Genomic DNA, 16,586 nt, shown 5'->3' with positions numbered 1-16,586 from the left:
ATAAAAAGATTAATTAATGTGATAAAATAACATAAAAATATATTTTATTTGAGTGTATAAGCCTTTTAAATAATGAGCGAAAAACTACTTGTTCCTGACATTGGTGATTTTGAGAATGTTGAGGTAATAGAATTACTTGTAAAGCCAGGAGACACAATCAAGGAAAATGATCCAATAGTTACAATTGAAAGTGATAAATCTAGTGTTGAAATTCCATCAACTATTTCAGGAAAAATTGATACTATTAATGTCAAAGTAGGTGATAAAGTTTCAAAAGGTGATTTACTTTTAAGTTTAAGCAATTCAACCAAAAGTCTCCCAGAGAGCAATCTTCCTAAAGATACAGAGAATATTATTAAACAAGCTGAGGAAGCTATGGCTGTAAATAAAAAAGAGGAGCTGGTGAATGCTCCAGAGCCAGCTAAAGAAAAAAAACAATCTATAATTCAAGTTACAAATGTATTAGATACAGATCCTTTAGAAACTCAAGATTGGCTAGAATCTTTATCTGCAGTAATTTCAAAAGATGGAAATCAAAGAGCTCATTTTTTAATTAAGGAATTAATTAACAAAGCCTATCGTGAAGGAGCAAATATTCCTTACACCCAAAATACTCCGTATATAAATACCATTCCTCCTGAGGCTGAAATAAAATCAAATGGAGACCAAAATATTGAGAGAAGAATAAGATCTCTGATCAGATGGAATGCAGCTGCAATGGTAGTAAGAGCTAACAAAAAATTTCCAGAATTAGGTGGACACATAGGAACCTTTGCATCTGCAGCAACTTTATATGATGTTGGAATGAATCATTTTTGGAGAGCAAAAAACAATAAATTTGGAGGTGATCTAGTATATTTCCAAGGACACAGTGCACCTGGAATGTATGCTAGAGCATTTTTAGAGGGTAGATTAACTGAGAAACAACTAGATAGTTTTAGACAGGAAGTAAAACCTGGAGGATTATCTTCATACCCTCACCCTTGGCTAATGCCAAATTTTTGGCAATTTCCGACTGTTTCGATGGGGTTAGGACCAATGCTTGCAATTTATCAAGCAAGATACATGAAATATTTAATCAATAGAGGATTGATTAAAGATGAGGGACGAAAGGTCTGGGCTTTTTTAGGAGATGGTGAAATGGATGAACCAGAATCTATGGGTGCAATTGGATTAGCAGCTAGAGAAAAACTAGATAATTTAATTTTTGTAATTAATTGCAATCTCCAAAGACTTGATGGACCTGTAAGAGGAAATGGAAAAATTATACAAGAACTTGAAGGTAGCTTCAGAGGTGCTGGATGGAATGTAATAAAAGTTATTTGGGGTTCATATTGGGACTCATTATTAGCTAATGACAAATCTGGTCAATTAGTAAAAATTATGAATGAAACTGTAGATGGTGAATACCAAGCCATGAAAGCAAGAGATGGTGCTTATGTACGAGAAAAGTTTTTTGGAAAAAATCCAGATACTTTGGAGATGGTTTCATCTATGTCAGATAAAGATATTTGGAGATTAAATCGAGGAGGACACGACCCCCATAAGGTATACGCAGCTTATGATAAAGCAATTAAAAACCAAGGAAGTCCAACAGTTATTATTGCAAAAACAATCAAGGGATATGGAATGGGAAAAACAGGTGAAAGTGTAAACACTACTCACCAAACTAAAAAATTAGATGTGGATGATCTTATGTATTATAGAGATCGTTTTGACGTTCCTCTAACTGATGAACAAGTTAGAAACATAGAATACTTTAAGCCTGATGAAAAATCTCCAGAGATTAGATACATAAAAGAAAGAAGGCTTAAACTGGGAGGTTATTTGCCAGAGAGATCAACCTTTGCAAAACCTATTAAAGCACCATCAAAAGATATTTTTGATTTTATGAAAGTTTCAACTGGTGAAAAAGAAATGTCTACCACAATGGCGCTGGTCAGAATGTTAACTAATTTGTTAAGAGATAAAAATATTTCACCTAGATTAGTTCCAATTATCCCTGATGAAGCAAGAACATTTGGTATGGAAGGATTTTTTCAAAAAATTGGAATATACGCTCATGAAGGACAGAAATATGAGCCCGAAGATGCTGCACAACTAAGTTCTTATAGAGAAGATAAAAGCGGACAGGTACTTGAAGAAGGAATTAATGAGGCAGGAGCGATGTCTTCTTGGATTGCAGCTGCAACTGCTTATACAAATCATGATATTGAAATGATTCCAATATACATTTTTTATTCTATGTTTGGATTTCAAAGAATTGGAGATTTAGCTTGGGCTGCTGGTGATAGCCAAGCTAGAGGTTTTTTAGTTGGTGCAACAGCTGGAAGAACAACATTAGCAGGTGAAGGATTACAACATCAAGATGGACATAGTCATTTGATTGCATCAACAATTCCTAATTGTGTAACTTATGATCCTACATTTCACTATGAATTAGCAACTATTTTTAGAGAGGGTCTAAGAAGAATGCATGAGAAGAAAGAAAATGTTTTTTATTATATTACAACAATGAATGAAAATTATTCACATCCTGAAATGCCTAAGGATAAAAATTGTGAAGAGGGAATTCTTAAAGGAATGTATAAGATAAAGGAATTTAACAAATATAAAAAAACAAAACTTCAACTTTTAGGCTCAGGAACAATTTTAAGAGAGATGATGTCAGCAGCTGAAATTTTACAAAACGACTATCAAATTGATAGTGAAATATGGAGTGTTACAAGTTTTAATGAGTTAAGAAAAGATGGGATGGAAGTTGAAAGATACAACCTTCTAAATCCCGACAAAACTCCTAAAAAATCATATGTAGAGCAATGTCTTGGAAGTACTGAAGGACCAATTATGGCAGCATCTGATTATATGAGAATGAACTCTGATCAAATAAGACCTTATACAAACAATAAGAGCTTTTATTCTCTAGGTGCAGATGGTTTTGGAAGAAGTGATACTAGAAAAAATTTAAGAAAATTCTTTGAGGTAGATAAAGAACATTTAGTAGCTTATGGATTAAGCATTTTAGCAAAAGAACAATTGATAGCTTCAAAATATGCAAAAGATGCTATGAAAAAATACAAAATTGATGGCGATAAACCTATGCCAACAAAATTATAATGTCAGATATTGAAATTAAGGTACCAAATATAGGAGATTTTAAAGATGTTGAGGTTATTGAAGTATTGGTAAAAAAAGGCCAATCAATAAAAAAAAATGACCCTTTAATTACAATAGAAAGTGATAAGTCTAGCGTAGAAATACCATCTAGTTTTGAAGGTAAAATTTCTAACTTAAATATAAAAGTTGGAGATAAAGTATCTGAAGGAGATTTAATTTTAACTTTAGAAAAGTCATCACAGATAAATCAAAAAGTTGAACAGAAGCCAATAATAGAAAAAGAATTTAAAAAAATTGAAGTAATAAAACCTGAAGTTCAACAAGAAACTAAAGTTTTAAATAATGTATCTAATATTTCATCAGCAAGCCCAAAAGCTAGAAAATTTGCTAGAGAACTCGGTGTAGATATAAATAAAGTTTTAGGAAGTGAGAGAGATGGAAGAGTTGTTGAAGAAGATATCAAAAAATTTGTAGCATTAAGATCAAACAATAACACTGAGGTTGTTGAGGAAAAAAAACCAAGCAAAATCAAAAATGAATTTGAGCATTCAGATTTTGGTCAAATAGAGATCAAAGATATACCAAGAGTAAAAAAATTATCATCAAAGTATTTAACAAATTCATGGACCACTATACCTCATGTTACAAATCATGATGAGGCTGATATTACAGAAATGGAAAACTTCAGAAATTCTTTGACTGATATTTATACGGGAGAAAAAATTAAAATTACTCCTTTAGCATTTATTGTAAAAGCTTTAGTTGCTTCGTTAAAAAAATTTCCAAGTTTTAATTCTTCAATTGATGAAATTGAAACAGGTAAAATGACAATGAAAAAATATTACCATATAGGTATAGCTGTAGACACTCCAAATGGACTAATGGTTCCAAAAATTAGAAATGCTAATAATAAAAAAATTTCTCATATTAGTAGAGAGTTGAGAGAGGTAAGTGAGCTTTGTAGAAATTTAAAAATAGATAAAAAAGAATTGTTTGGTGGTTCAATGACTATTACTAGTTTGGGTGGAATAGGTGGATCATTTTTTACACCAATAATAAATTATCCTGAAGTAGCAATTTTAGGAGTAGGTAGATCAGAGAAAAAACAAATTTATATAAATGGAAAGTTTCAAACTAGAACAATGCTACCGATTTCTTTGTCTTATGATCATAGAATTATTGATGGAGCTGAGGCAGCAAGATTTAACAATGATCTTAAAGAAAACTTAGGCAAAAATTTTGCTTATAAGCTAGCTGTATAATCAAAAATGTCTAAGCCTATTTCCCTATTAAGTGCTTTGTTATGCACTTTTATATGGGGCACAACTTTTATTGCTCAAGATACTGGCATGGACAATATTGGTCCTTTTACATTTAATGCTGTTAGATTTTTTGTTGGTTTTTTAGCTATTACCCCACTTGTAATTTTATTTGAATTAAAAAATTTTAAACCAGAATTAAAAACAGATAAAAAAACATTTGTAATTTATGTGTCTTTAATAGGATTGTCCTTATTTTTAGGTTCTGCATTACAACAGGTTGCTTTACTCTATACAGATGTTGCAAATGCGGCCTTTTTTACGATCTTTTATGTACCTATGGTGCCTATCATAATTTATTTGTTTGGAAAAAAATCAATACATTGGAGTGTATGGCCTTCAGTAATTTTATGTTTAATTGGAGGATATTTATTAACAAATTTTTATGATGCAACTGTTAGGTTGGGAGATACCTTGGTTGTACTAGGAGCTTTATTTTGGAGCACACATATTATATTTACTGGAATTATTATTTCTAAATACAATCTTCCACTTACAATTGGAGCAATTCAAACTTTAATCGTAGCTATTTTGTCTTTTTTCATTGGAATTCTTTATGAAGAATTTGTTTGGAACAACATTCTAATGGAAATGTATTCTATATTATATGCTGGAATATTATCTGGAGGATTTGCATTTGTATTACAGATTTATGCACAAAAAAATATTACACCTGCACCAGCAGCAATTATTTTTTCCCTTGAGGGTGTATTTGCAACTGTAGCTGCATGGTTTATTTTAAATCAAGTATTAGATATAAATAATATACTTGGATGTTTTTTTATTTTGTGTGGAGTTTTATTATCACAATTACTCCCACTTATAAAAAGAAAAAAAATTTAATAAATTAAGCTAAACAATACTAAAGCAATTATTATTCTATAAATTACAAATGCATTCATAGAAAACTTATTTATAAAAATTAAAAAATATTTAACTGTTAAAAAAGAAAGAATAAAAGAAGATATAATTGCAATTATTACCAAATAATTAAATTCTGTTGGTTGATTAAAAATATCTTTTAAACTAAGTACACTTGCACCAGCTAATGCTGGGATAGATAGTAAAAAAGATATTTTACTCGAATCCACTCTATTAAACTTTAAAATCCTCGCAGCTGTTATTGTAACGCCTGCTCTGCTTACTCCAGGTATCAATGATAAAATTTGCATTACTCCTATAAATAAAATTGATTGAATATTTAAATTTGTAGAAATTTTTTTATCAAAACGACTTTTGTCAGAAATGTATAAAACAATTGCAAATATTAAAGTTGTCCATGCAATAGTTTCAATGTTTCGTAAACTATAAATTAGCCCTGTAGTGTATAAAATATATCCAAAGATTATTAATGGAATAGATCCAATAATAATTAAACTTATTAGTCTTTTATTTTTATTAATGTTTAATAACTCTTCTTTGAAATAATAAACTATTGCAAAAAGAGATCCTAGATGAAGGCTAATATCAATTAGTAATGAGCTAGATTTAAATTCATACAAACTTGAAACTAAAATTAAATGTGCAGAAGAACTTATTGGAAGAAATTCTGAAATCCCTTGAATTGCTGAAAGGATTAAAACTTCTATAATATTCTGAAACATAATTTCTTCGTAGCTTATAAAGCTTATATTTCAAACAATACGATTTGATCATAGTAGCTATGCATTTATTAGAAACCCGTTTGTTTATAACAAAAATGAAAGATTAAAGGTCAATAAATATGACCTATTAAATGCTTTATTTTATAAAATCATTATATAATTTGCCGAAAATTATATTTTTTATGACTGACAAAATGTTAAAATTTGTAAAAATAGGTCAGCAAACTCCACCTAAAAGGGAAGTTGATCAAAGAAAAAAGGATTTTAACGAGATATATGACGAATATATCAACGAAAAAGCTAAAGAACAATCAAGTAGATGTTCTCAGTGCGGAGTTCCATTCTGTCAGGTTCATTGTCCTTTAAGTAACAATATTCCTGACTGGCTAAAGTTAACTGCCGAGGGAAGATTAAAAGAAGCATACGAGCTTTCACAAAGCACTAATAATATGCCCGAGGTTTGTGGAAGAATCTGTCCGCAAGATAGATTGTGTGAGGGAAATTGTGTAATTGAACAATCTGGTCACGGAACAGTTACAATTGGTTCCGTTGAAAAATATATAACAGATAATGCTTGGGAACAAGGTTGGGTTAAACCAATCGAAGTTACAAATGAAAAAAATCAAAGTGTCGGAATTATAGGAGCTGGTCCTGCGGGATTAGCAGCGGCAGAACAGTTAAGAAAAAATGGGTATAAAATTACAGTTTACGATCGTTATGATAGAGCTGGAGGATTATTAATATATGGAATTCCAAATTTTAAATTAGAAAAAGAAATAGTTGAAAGACGAACAAAGCTTTTAAGAGATGGTGGAATAGAATTCATACAAAATTTCGAAGTTGGCAAGGATGCAAGCTTAGAGCAATTAAGAAAAAAACATGATGCAGTATTAATTGCAACAGGAGTTTACAAAGCTAGAGAAGTTAATTTACCAGGTAATGATTTAGACAATATTTTTCCAGCAATGGATTTTCTTACAGCATCAAATAAAAAAGGATTGGGTGATGAGGTTGAATTATTTGATAAGGGAATTCTAAATGCAGAGGGAAAAGATGTTGTTGTAATTGGTGGAGGTGATACCGCAATGGATTGTGTGAGAACTTCAGTAAGACAAAAAGCAAAATCAGTAAAATGCTTATACAGAAGAGATAAAGAAAATATGCCTGGTTCAGCAAGAGAAGTTGCAAATGCTGAAGAGGAAGGTGTTGAATTTGTATGGCTATCTAGTCCTAAAGAATTTAAAGGAACTAATAAGGTAGAAAATTTACTTGTAGATCAAATAAAGTTAGGTGAACCAGATGAAACTGGTAGAAGAAAACCCGAAGTACAAGAAGGATCAAGTTATGAAATAAAAGCAGATATGGTTATTAAAGCTCTTGGATTTGATCCAGAGGATTTACCTAATTTATTCGATAGCAATGAACTTCAAGTTACAAAATGGGGAACAATAAAAACTGATTTTGACACTATGGAAACTAATCTAAGTGGCGTTTTTGCTGCTGGGGATATAGTTAGAGGAGCTTCATTAGTTGTTTGGGCAATTAAAGATGGTAGAGACGCAGCAGATTCCATAAAAAATTATTTAGAAACAAAATCCAAAAATGAGAAAAAAGTTGCTTAATGAAAACTTATAAAAAAAATTTTGATCTACTTAAGAAAAATAATGTCTATTCTGAGGATATGGAGCATGATGCGTGTGGAGTAGGTTTAATAGCTTCCACTGAGGGAAAAAAATCCAGGAATGTAGTTGAATATGGAATTGAAGCTTTAAAAGCTGTTTGGCATAGAGGTGCGGTAGATGCTGATGGGAAAACAGGAGATGGAGCTGGAATTCACGTAGAAATTCCAAAAGATTTTTTTATTGAAAAAATTGAAGTTACAGGACACACGCACGATAATTCTGAAATCTGCGTAGGAATGATTTTTCTTCCACGTAATGACTATGCAGCACAAGAGAGCTGTAAAACAATTGTTGAAAGCGAACTAACGAAAAATGATTTTAATATTTATGGATGGAGACAAGTTCCCGTTAATCCAAAGGTTTTAGGTGAAAAAGCTTTTCAAACTATGCCTGAAATTATTCAGGTACTTTTCAAACCTCATAATAAAGAACTTACAAATAAAGATTTGGAGAGAAAAATTTATGAGACAAGAAGAAAAATCGAAAACGAAGCTTTCAAAAAATCATTAAATAATTTTTATATTTGTTCCTTAAGTTCAAAGTCAATTATTTACAAAGGAATGTTCTTAGCCGAAGCAATTTCAGAATTTTATCTAGATTTAAATGATGAAAGGTTTGTATCAAGATACGCAATATTTCATCAGCGGTTTTCAACCAACACAGCTCCAAGTTGGAATCTTGCTCAACCATTCAGAGCAATTGCACATAATGGAGAAATTAATACTTATAGAGGAAACAAAAATTGGATGAAAGTTCATGAACAAGAAATGAATAGTCCATTATTTGATGATATAGAAAATCTTAAGCCAGTTATTCAACAAGGAGCCTCAGATTCTGCGGCTTTAGATAATGTTTTCGAATTATTAAACATTTCAGGTCAACCTGCACCATTAGCTAAATTAATGTTAGTTCCTGATGCATGGTCTAAGAAGAATAAGACTTTACCAAAAGATCATCAGCAATTATTCAATTTTTTAAATAGCACAATGGAACCTTGGGATGGACCTGCCGCTATAGCTGGAACTGACAATGAGTGGGTTATTGCAGCAAACGATAGAAATGGATTAAGACCTCTAAGATATGCAATCACTAAGGATAAGTTATTGTTTGCAGGCTCAGAAACTGGGATGATCGAGCTAAATGAAAAAAGAATTTTATCAAAAGGAAGATTAGGTCCTGGAGAAATTATAGGAGTAAGAATAGAAAAAGGTAAAGTATTTACTAATAAACAAATTAAGGATTACTTAGCAAAAGAGTATAAACATTTTAATTCACAAATTATTGATTTAGATGACAAACTAACGATTGAAGATGAAAAAAATTCTTTTTCAGGGGATGATTTAAGAAGAAGACAATATACTTTTGGAATTAGTTTAGAGGATCTTGAATTAATTTTACACCCTATGGCTGAGGATGCAAAAGAGGCTACAGGATCAATGGGCGATGACACCCCTTTAGCTGTGCTATCAGATAAATATAGACCTCTGTATCATTTTTTTAGACAAAATTTTAGCCAAGTTACAAATCCACCAATAGATTCTTTAAGAGAAAACAAAGTGATGAGTTTAAAAACAAGATTTGGAAATCTAGGCAATATTCTAGATTTTGATAATTTAACAAAACAGAATATTTATGTTCTTAATAGCCCAATTTTATCTAATTCTCAGTTTGAAAAATTCATCAATTTTTTTGGAAATAATTCAACAATAATTGATTGTACTTTTGAAGAAAGTAACAGTTTGTACGAAGCTATTAAAAAAATTCAAAAAGATGCAGAAATTGCTGTTAGACAAGGTGTTACACAATTAATTCTTAGCGATAAAGATTTATCAATTTCAAAACTTCCAATTCCAATGCTGCTTGCAGTTGGTGCAATTAACTCTTTTTTAATTGAGAAAAAATTAAGAGGGTATGTGTCAATCAATGTCCAATCTGGAGAAGCATTAGATACACACTCTTTTGCAACTTTAATTGGTGTTGGAGCAACAACAGTAAATCCTTATTTGGCGTTCGACAGTTTATATCAAAGATTTGAAAAAAAATTATTTGGAAAGTTTAGCTTTGAAGAATGTGTTGAAAGATACATTAAATCTGTCAATGCAGGTTTATTAAAAATCATGTCTAAGATGGGTATCTCTGTTTTAAGTTCTTACAGAGGTGGATGCAATTTTGAGACTGTTGGATTAAGTAGAACTATTGTTTCAGATTATTTTCCAGGAGTTGTATCTAAAATTTCTGGTATTGGACTTACTGGAATCGAAAAAAAAATAAGAGCAATTCACAAAGAAGCATTTGAAAGCACTGATACAATTCTTCCTATTGGAGGGATTTATAGATATAGAAAAAATGGAGAAACACACCAATATCAAGGGAAACTCATACATTTACTTCAAAGTGCAGTTGGTTCTAATTCTTATGACGCTTATAAAAGATATGCAGAGGGTATTTATAATTTACCACCAATAAATTTGAGGGACTTAATTGATTTTAGAGAAAAAAAATTAAAGGGAGCTATAGATATTTCAGAAGTAGAACCAATAGAAAATATTTTAAAAAGATTTGGAAGTGGAAGCATGTCTCATGGTGCTTTATCTAAAGAGGCACATGAAACTTTGGCTACAGGCATGAATAGAATTAAAGGTGCTTCTTGTAGTGGTGAAGGTGGTGAAGATGAAAAAAGATTTAAAGTGTTAGATAATGGAGATAGTGCAAACTCAAGAGTAAAACAAATAGCTTCAGCAAGATTTGGTGTAACAGTTAATTATTTAAACAATTGCAATGAGATTGAAATAAAAATTGCACAAGGTGCAAAGCCAGGAGAAGGTGGACAACTCCCAGGTTTCAAAGTTACCGATGAAATAGCAAAGTTAAGACACTCAACGCCTGGAGTAACACTAATTTCTCCTCCACCACACCACGATATTTATTCAATTGAAGATCTTGCGCAGCTTATTTATGATTTAAAACAGATTAATCCAAAAGCAAGAATTGGAGTAAAACTAGTTGCTTCCTCAGGAGTTGGGACTATTGCTGCAGGAGTTGCCAAAGCAAAAGCAGACATAATATTAATTTCAGGACATAACGGTGGAACTGGAGCTACTCCGCAAACAAGTGTAAAATACGTAGGTATTCCATGGGAGATGGGATTAACAGAGGCTAATCAGGTTTTAACATTAAATAATCTTAGACACACAGTTACACTTAGAACTGATGGAGGGATTAAAACAGGTAGAGATGTTGTTATAGCAGCCATGATGGGAGCAGAAGAGTATGGAGTTGCAACAACTGCTCTAGTTGCAATGGGATGCATAATGGTAAGACAATGTCATTCGAATACATGCCCCGTTGGTGTCTGTACTCAAGATGAAAAATTAAGAGAAAAATTTACTGGAACACCAGATAAGGTTGTTAATCTATTTACGTTTATAGCAACTGAGGTTAGAGAAATTTTAGCTAAATTAGGTTTTAAATCATTAAATGATATTATTGGTAGAACTGACTTACTTAGACAAGTTAGCAAGGGTTCAGATAATTTAGATGATTTAGATTTAAATCCTTTATTTGTTCAAGCAGATACTGGGAACAATACTAGATATTGTGAAAACCAAGAAATTAATTCAGTGCCAGATACTCTAGACCAAGAAATATGGCCAGAGATTGAAAAGGCTTTAGATAATTCTGAAAAAATTGAAAAAGAATATTTAATTAAAAATACACATAGAGCAGTTGGGACAAGAATTTCTCATCATTTATATAAAAAATATGGTTATGAAAAACTTGATGATAATTTTTTAGTATTAAACTTTAAAGGATCAGCTGGTCAATCTTTTGGAGCCTTTTCATCCAAAGGTTTGAAGTTAGTATTAAAAGGTGATGCAAATGATTATGTCGGCAAAGGTCTTTCAGGAGCTACAATTTCTATAAGACTACCAGAGGAAAGTAACTTAGTTTCAAATGAAAATACTATCTTAGGAAATACAGTTCTATACGGAGCAACATCTGGAAAACTTTTTGCAGCCGGTCAAGCTGGTGAAAGATTCTCTGTAAGAAATTCAGGTGCAGTTACAGTTATTGAGGGATGTGACTCGAATGGATGTGAGTATATGACTGGTGGAACTGTAGTAATTCTAGGAGATGTTGGAGATAACTTTGCTGCTGGTATGACAGGTGGTATGGCATTTATCTATGACAAATCAAAAGAATTTGAAAAAAAAGTAAACCCAGAGTCAGTAGTTTGGCAGAATGTTGAAACAGATTATTGGAAAGAAAGTTTAAAAAATTTAATCAAAGAACACCATGAAGAGACAGGATCTTTGTTATCTAAAGAAATAATTGAAAATTATGATAATGAAATTAATAATTTCATTCAGGTTTGTCCTAAAGAAATGTTAGATAAACTGAAAAACCCTATCAGCTTAAAAAAAGTTATAAAAGAAGTTAGTTAATTAATAATTTTAATTCTTTTAAGATTATATTAAGCCATTTCTTATTTGATAAGCTGTGGTCACCTTTTTTTACAATGATCAATTTCTTTTTTGCTTTTGGAAATAGTTTTAAAACTTTTCTAGAATAACTTACCGGTACAGCTTCATCATACTCACCATGCACCATAGTAACATTAATTTTTGAATTTATTTTTTTATTTAAAACTCTATTTTTTCTTCCATCTTTTATAAGCTGATAAGTGATTGGATACTCATAATTCCCATGTTTTAGGTGATATATACCTTTTTGGATTGTTTCTTGCTTTATTTTTTTGGAGAATTTTTTCCACATCAAATTTTCTAAAAACTCAGGTGCCGAGCCAATTCCCAAAAATCCCATAATTTGTTTTTTAAATATTTTGAATTGTCTTAAAGCAATCCAAGCGCCCATACTTGAACCAATGATATAAAAATTATTATTTTTTATATATTTATTTATCAATATAGAAGTTTCTTTAGTCCATTTTGAAATATTTCCATTTGTGAATTTACCTGTAGATTTTCCATGACCTGAATATTCTAAAGCAAGAAAACTTATTTTATTTTTTCTTGCAAATTTTAAAAAAGCTTCTGGCTTTTTTCCCTCAAGATCTGACATAAATCCATGTAAGAAAACTATGAATGGAGAATTTTTATAAATTTTACAAATATGTCTAATTTTCTTAGTCTTTGAAATTTTGTGGAATCTGAAATTTGCCATAATCGTTTATAAGAATTGCTAATTAATATATAATCATATCAAATGTCATCTAATTTAAAAGTTTTGCAAGTAATACCAAAACTTGGATATGGTGGTGCAGAGACCGGCTGTTATGATATTGCTCACTATTTGCCAGAAAACGGTTGTAAGTCATTTATAGTTACTAGTGGTGGTGAGTTACTTAAATTTGTAGATAAAAATAAAGTAAAAGTTTTTAGACTTCCAGTTCAGAGTAAAAATCCAATATTAATTTTAATTAATGCAATAATTTTAACTTTTATTATTTTAATTAATAATATTTCGATCATACACGCCAGAAGTAGAGCGCCTGCATGGTCTTGTTTAATAGCCTCCAAGATAACAAGCAGAAAGTTTGTAACTACATTTCATGGAACTTATAATTTTAAAAGTAATTTGAAAAAATTATATAATTCAGTAATGGTTCGATCTGATTTAATTATTGCAGGATCAAATTTTATTTTTTCACACATCAAAGAAAATTATTCAAATTATTTAAATCAAAAAAAAAAATTATTAGTAGTATTTAGGGGAATTAATGTTGATTATTTTGATCCTACTACAAAACTTGAAACTGAAGAAAAAAAATTATTAAAACAATGGGAAATAGAAAAAGATAAAAAGATTATACTTTTGCCTGGTAGATTAACTACCTGGAAGGGGCAAGAGGTATTTATTGAAGCAATTAATCTGGCAAATATTGAATTAGGTTATGAAGCATTTTATGCTGTTATCCTTGGAAGTGATCAGGGAAGAGACTTGTATAAAAAAAAACTAATAAGACTTTCAGAACAATATAGGTTAACTAAACAGCTAAGATTTATCGATCACTGCAAAGATATGGCGTTAGCTTACAAAGTGTCTGATATAATTGTTTCAGCTTCTATTGAACCAGAAGCTTTTGGTAGAGTTTCTGTAGAGGCCCAATCTATGGAGAAACCAATTATTGCGAGTAATATTGGTGGCTCTAATGAGACTGTCATTGATGAAAAAACAGGCTATTTATTTAAAGCGGGTGATGCAAAGTCTTTAAGTCAGAAAATTTTAAAAACACTTACAATTGACGAAACTCAATTAAAATTAATTGGTGTTGAAGGAAGAAAAAATATAGTTCAAAAATTTAATGTTGAAAAAATGTGCTTTTCTACTTATTCAGAGTATAAAAGATTAATAAATTAAATGCCTATAATTACATTACCTGATGGAAATAATATTGATTTCCCAAATAAAGTTACTGGATTAGAAGTAGCAGAAAAAATTAGCAAATCATTAGCTAAACAAGCAATGGTGATAAGTGTAGATGGTGAGTTAAAAGACTTAGAACATCTAATTGAGAAAGACTGTTCGGTAAAAATTTTTACATCTAAAAATCCTGAGGGTCTAGAAACCATTAGACATGATACTGCTCACATATTAGCAATGGCAGTACAAGAATTGTTTCCAGGAACACAAGTTACGATTGGCCCTGTAATTGAAAACGGATTTTATTATGATTTTGCTAGAAAAGATCCGTTTACAGAAGATGATTTAGCAAAGATTGAAAATAAAATGAAAGAAATTGTTGATCGAGACGAGATTACCAAAAGAGAAGTTTGGGATAGAAATAAAGCCATAGATCATTTTAAAAAAAAAGGTGAAATCTATAAAGCCGAGTTAATTGAGGCAATACCAGAGAATGAGGATGTTTCAATTTATTTTCATGGAGATTGGCATGATCTTTGTAGAGGACCTCATCTTTCTTCAACAGGTAAAATAGGTAAATACTTTAAATTAATGAAAGTTTCAGGAGCTTATTGGAGGGGTGATTCAAACAATGAAATGCTTCAAAGAATTTATGGTACAAGCTGGGCTTCTCAAAAGGATTTAGATGAGCATCTAAAAAAAATAGAAGAAGCAGAAAAAAGAGATCATAGAAAATTAGGAAAAGAAATGGACTTGTTTCATTTTAGAGAAGAAAGTCCAGGCTCAGTTTTTTGGCATGAGAGAGGGTGGGCATTATTTCAAAAATTAATTAATTATATGAGAAGCAGACAGGATGCTGCTGGATACAAAGAGGTAAATACACCTGAAATTTTAGACCGACAATTGTGGGAAAAATCTGGTCACTGGGAAAAGTATGGAGAAAATATGTACACATCAGAAACTCCTGATGAAAAAGTCTTTGCGATAAAACCAATGAATTGTCCAGGTCATATACAAGTATTTAATCAAGGATTGAAAAGTTATAGAGATCTTCCATTACGTATCACAGAATTTGGTAAGGTTCATCGTTACGAACCATCAGGTGCTTTACATGGTTTGCTTAGAGTAAGAGCTTTTACACAAGATGATGCGCATATTTTTTGTGCAGAAGATCAAATTACGAGTGAGTGTTTAAATGTAACAAATTTAATATTAGATATTTATAAAGATCTTGGTTTTGAAAACGTGATTTTAAAATATGCTGATCGACCGGAGGTTAGAGTTGGAGATGATGAGGTTTGGGATAAGGCAGAAGCTTCACTTCTTGAAGCAGTTAAAGCTTCTAAGTTAGAATATAGTATTAATAAAGGTGAAGGTGCCTTCTATGGGCCAAAAATTGAATTTGTTTTAAGAGATGCTATCGGAAGAGATTGGCAATGTGGAACTTTACAAGTTGATTTAAATTTACCTGGAAGATTAGATGCATCATATGTTGATAAGGACGGAACAAAAAAAGTTCCTGTTATGCTTCATAGAGCTCTATTTGGTTCTCTAGAAAGATTTATAGGAATATTGATTGAAAATTATGCTGGTAAATTTCCTTTTTGGATTTCACCTTTACAAACAATGGTAATTCCAATTTCAGAAGAATTTAATGATTACGCAATAGAAGTATCTAAAAAAATTAAAGATGCGGGCATAAGTTCTGCAGTTGATATTAAAAATAATAATTTAAACTATAAAATTAGAGATCATTCTTTAGCAAAAATACCTCTTTTATTAATTTGTGGTAAAAAAGAAGTTGACTCCAATTCAGTAACGATTAGAAGGTTAGACTCTAATAAACAAGAAAATATGGATATAGATTCATTTTTAAAAACTTTCTCTGCTTTAAATAAAGCATCATCAAACTAAGTGGCAGATTTCAAACAAAATTACTTCCAAAGAAGAACAAAGGATAGAGGTCCAAGATCTAATAACCGAATATCTTCACCAGATGTTCAAGTAATTGCAAGTGATGGTGAAAATCTTGGAGTGATCAGTACTAACGAAGCTATATCAATGGCTAAAAACCAAGGATTAGATTTAATTGAAATTGCACCTAATGCTAACCCACCTGTATGTAAAATCATGGATATGGGTAAGTATAAATATGATGCTCAAAAAAAAGCAAATCTTGCAAAAAAGAAACAAAAAATAATTTCATTAAAAGAAATTAAAATGAGACCTGTAACAGAAACTCATGATTACGAATTTAAGGTCAAAAATGCAAAAAAATTTATCTCCAAAGGAGATAAAGTTAAATTTACTATCAGATTTAAAGGGCGAGAGCTCCAACACTCCCATTTAGGCAATGAACTGATGGGTAAAATTAAAGAGGATATGAAGGATATTGGTAGAGTAGAGTTGCAACCCAAATTTGATGGGAAGCAAATGATCATGGTAATTCAACCTTTATAAGCCTTAATAGAGGTTGTAAA

Annotated in this window: 10 protein-coding genes; 8 read left to right on the top strand and 2 right to left on the bottom strand. The window is 30.9% G+C overall.

Annotated elements, in window-relative coordinates:
- The first annotated feature begins 72 nt into the window (after nt 1-72).
- Genes aceE through ACTTAW_RS00650 form a run of 3 tightly spaced genes read left to right on the top strand, consistent with a single transcriptional unit; the run spans nt 73 to nt 5,279 of the window.
- The gene (gene aceE, locus ACTTAW_RS00660; protein ID WP_440650658.1) at nt 73-3,117 is read left to right on the top strand and encodes a pyruvate dehydrogenase (acetyl-transferring), homodimeric type; all 3,045 of its coding nucleotides are present in this window, start codon (nt 73-75) and stop codon (nt 3,115-3,117) included.
- The gene (locus tag ACTTAW_RS00655) at nt 3,117-4,379 is read left to right on the top strand and encodes a 2-oxo acid dehydrogenase subunit E2 (protein ID WP_440650656.1); all 1,263 of its coding nucleotides are present in this window, start codon (nt 3,117-3,119) and stop codon (nt 4,377-4,379) included. The genes aceE and ACTTAW_RS00655 overlap by 1 nt, the downstream gene beginning before the upstream one ends.
- A 6-nt stretch (nt 4,380-4,385) precedes the next feature.
- Nucleotides 4,386-5,279 carry a DMT family transporter gene (locus ACTTAW_RS00650; protein WP_440650654.1) on the top strand — a complete coding sequence of 298 codons (894 nt, stop codon included), beginning with the start codon at nt 4,386-4,388 and terminating at the stop codon, nt 5,277-5,279.
- Here ACTTAW_RS00650 and ACTTAW_RS00645 read toward each other — a convergent pair.
- A complete protein-coding gene (locus tag ACTTAW_RS00645; protein WP_440633258.1) occupies nt 5,276-6,040 on the bottom strand; it encodes an undecaprenyl-diphosphate phosphatase in 765 nt (254 codons plus the stop codon). The two genes, ACTTAW_RS00650 and ACTTAW_RS00645, sit on opposite strands and share 4 nt — an antisense overlap.
- Nucleotides 6,041-6,222: 182 nt before the next feature.
- Here ACTTAW_RS00645 and ACTTAW_RS00640 point away from each other — a divergent pair, with 182 nt between their 5' ends.
- Both ACTTAW_RS00640 and gltB read left to right on the top strand, forming a co-directional pair.
- Entirely contained in the window at nt 6,223-7,662 is a 1,440-nt protein-coding gene (locus ACTTAW_RS00640; protein ID WP_075506061.1) for an NAD(P)-dependent oxidoreductase, read from the top strand.
- Nucleotides 7,662-12,167, top strand: a complete 4,506-nt coding sequence (gltB, locus tag ACTTAW_RS00635) for a glutamate synthase large subunit (RefSeq protein WP_440650652.1) — start codon at nt 7,662-7,664, stop codon at nt 12,165-12,167. Before ACTTAW_RS00640 ends, gltB begins: the two co-directional genes overlap by 1 nt.
- Here the strand turns inward: gltB and ACTTAW_RS00630 are convergent.
- Nucleotides 12,160-12,906: an alpha/beta hydrolase gene (locus ACTTAW_RS00630; RefSeq protein WP_440650651.1), complete on the bottom strand. Its 747-nt coding sequence runs from the start codon at nt 12,904-12,906 to the stop codon at nt 12,160-12,162. The two genes, gltB and ACTTAW_RS00630, sit on opposite strands and share 8 nt — an antisense overlap.
- 42 nt (nt 12,907-12,948) lie before the next feature.
- Between ACTTAW_RS00630 and ACTTAW_RS00625 the strand changes: the two genes are divergently transcribed.
- Genes ACTTAW_RS00625 through infC form a run of 3 tightly spaced genes read left to right on the top strand, consistent with a single transcriptional unit; the run spans nt 12,949 to nt 16,566 of the window.
- Nucleotides 12,949-14,103 (top strand): glycosyltransferase family 4 protein, encoded by a 1,155-nt coding sequence (locus tag ACTTAW_RS00625; protein WP_262590113.1) that lies wholly within the window; start codon nt 12,949-12,951, stop codon nt 14,101-14,103.
- On the top strand, nt 14,104-16,020 hold the full coding sequence (thrS, locus tag ACTTAW_RS00620; RefSeq protein ID WP_440650649.1) for a threonine--tRNA ligase: 1,917 nt from the start codon (nt 14,104-14,106) through the stop codon (nt 16,018-16,020). It begins immediately after the preceding gene.
- Nucleotides 16,021-16,566: a translation initiation factor IF-3 gene (infC, locus tag ACTTAW_RS00615; protein ID WP_075505925.1), complete on the top strand. Its 546-nt coding sequence runs from the start codon at nt 16,021-16,023 to the stop codon at nt 16,564-16,566. It abuts the gene before it with no gap.
- Nucleotides 16,567-16,586: the final 20 nt, after the last annotated feature.

The sequence above is a fragment of the Candidatus Pelagibacter sp. HIMB1495 genome, assembly GCF_052047955.1.
In the GTDB taxonomy this organism is placed as follows: Bacteria; Pseudomonadota; Alphaproteobacteria; order Pelagibacterales; family Pelagibacteraceae; genus Pelagibacter.
The sequence above is the reverse complement of the archived record's forward strand: the minus strand, read 5'-3'. Positions and strand labels throughout refer to the sequence as shown.

Excerpts from the sequence above, each read along its gene's own strand:
- ACTTAW_RS00655 (WP_440650656.1), top strand. The coding sequence starts at position 3,117 with ATGTCAGATATTGAAATTAAGGTACCAAATATAGGAGATTTTAAAGAT.
- ACTTAW_RS00645 (WP_440633258.1), bottom strand. The coding sequence starts at position 6,040 with ATGTTTCAGAATATTATAGAAGTTTTAATCCTTTCAGCAATTCAAGGG.
- gltB (WP_440650652.1), top strand. The coding sequence starts at position 7,662 with ATGAAAACTTATAAAAAAAATTTTGATCTACTTAAGAAAAATAATGTC.
- ACTTAW_RS00630 (WP_440650651.1), bottom strand. The coding sequence starts at position 12,906 with ATGGCAAATTTCAGATTCCACAAAATTTCAAAGACTAAGAAAATTAGA.
- ACTTAW_RS00640 (WP_075506061.1), top strand. The coding sequence starts at position 6,223 with ATGACTGACAAAATGTTAAAATTTGTAAAAATAGGTCAGCAAACTCCA.
- ACTTAW_RS00650 (WP_440650654.1), top strand. The coding sequence starts at position 4,386 with ATGTCTAAGCCTATTTCCCTATTAAGTGCTTTGTTATGCACTTTTATA.
- ACTTAW_RS00625 (WP_262590113.1), top strand. The coding sequence starts at position 12,949 with ATGTCATCTAATTTAAAAGTTTTGCAAGTAATACCAAAACTTGGATAT.
- thrS (WP_440650649.1), top strand. The coding sequence starts at position 14,104 with ATGCCTATAATTACATTACCTGATGGAAATAATATTGATTTCCCAAAT.
- aceE (WP_440650658.1), top strand. The coding sequence starts at position 73 with ATGAGCGAAAAACTACTTGTTCCTGACATTGGTGATTTTGAGAATGTT.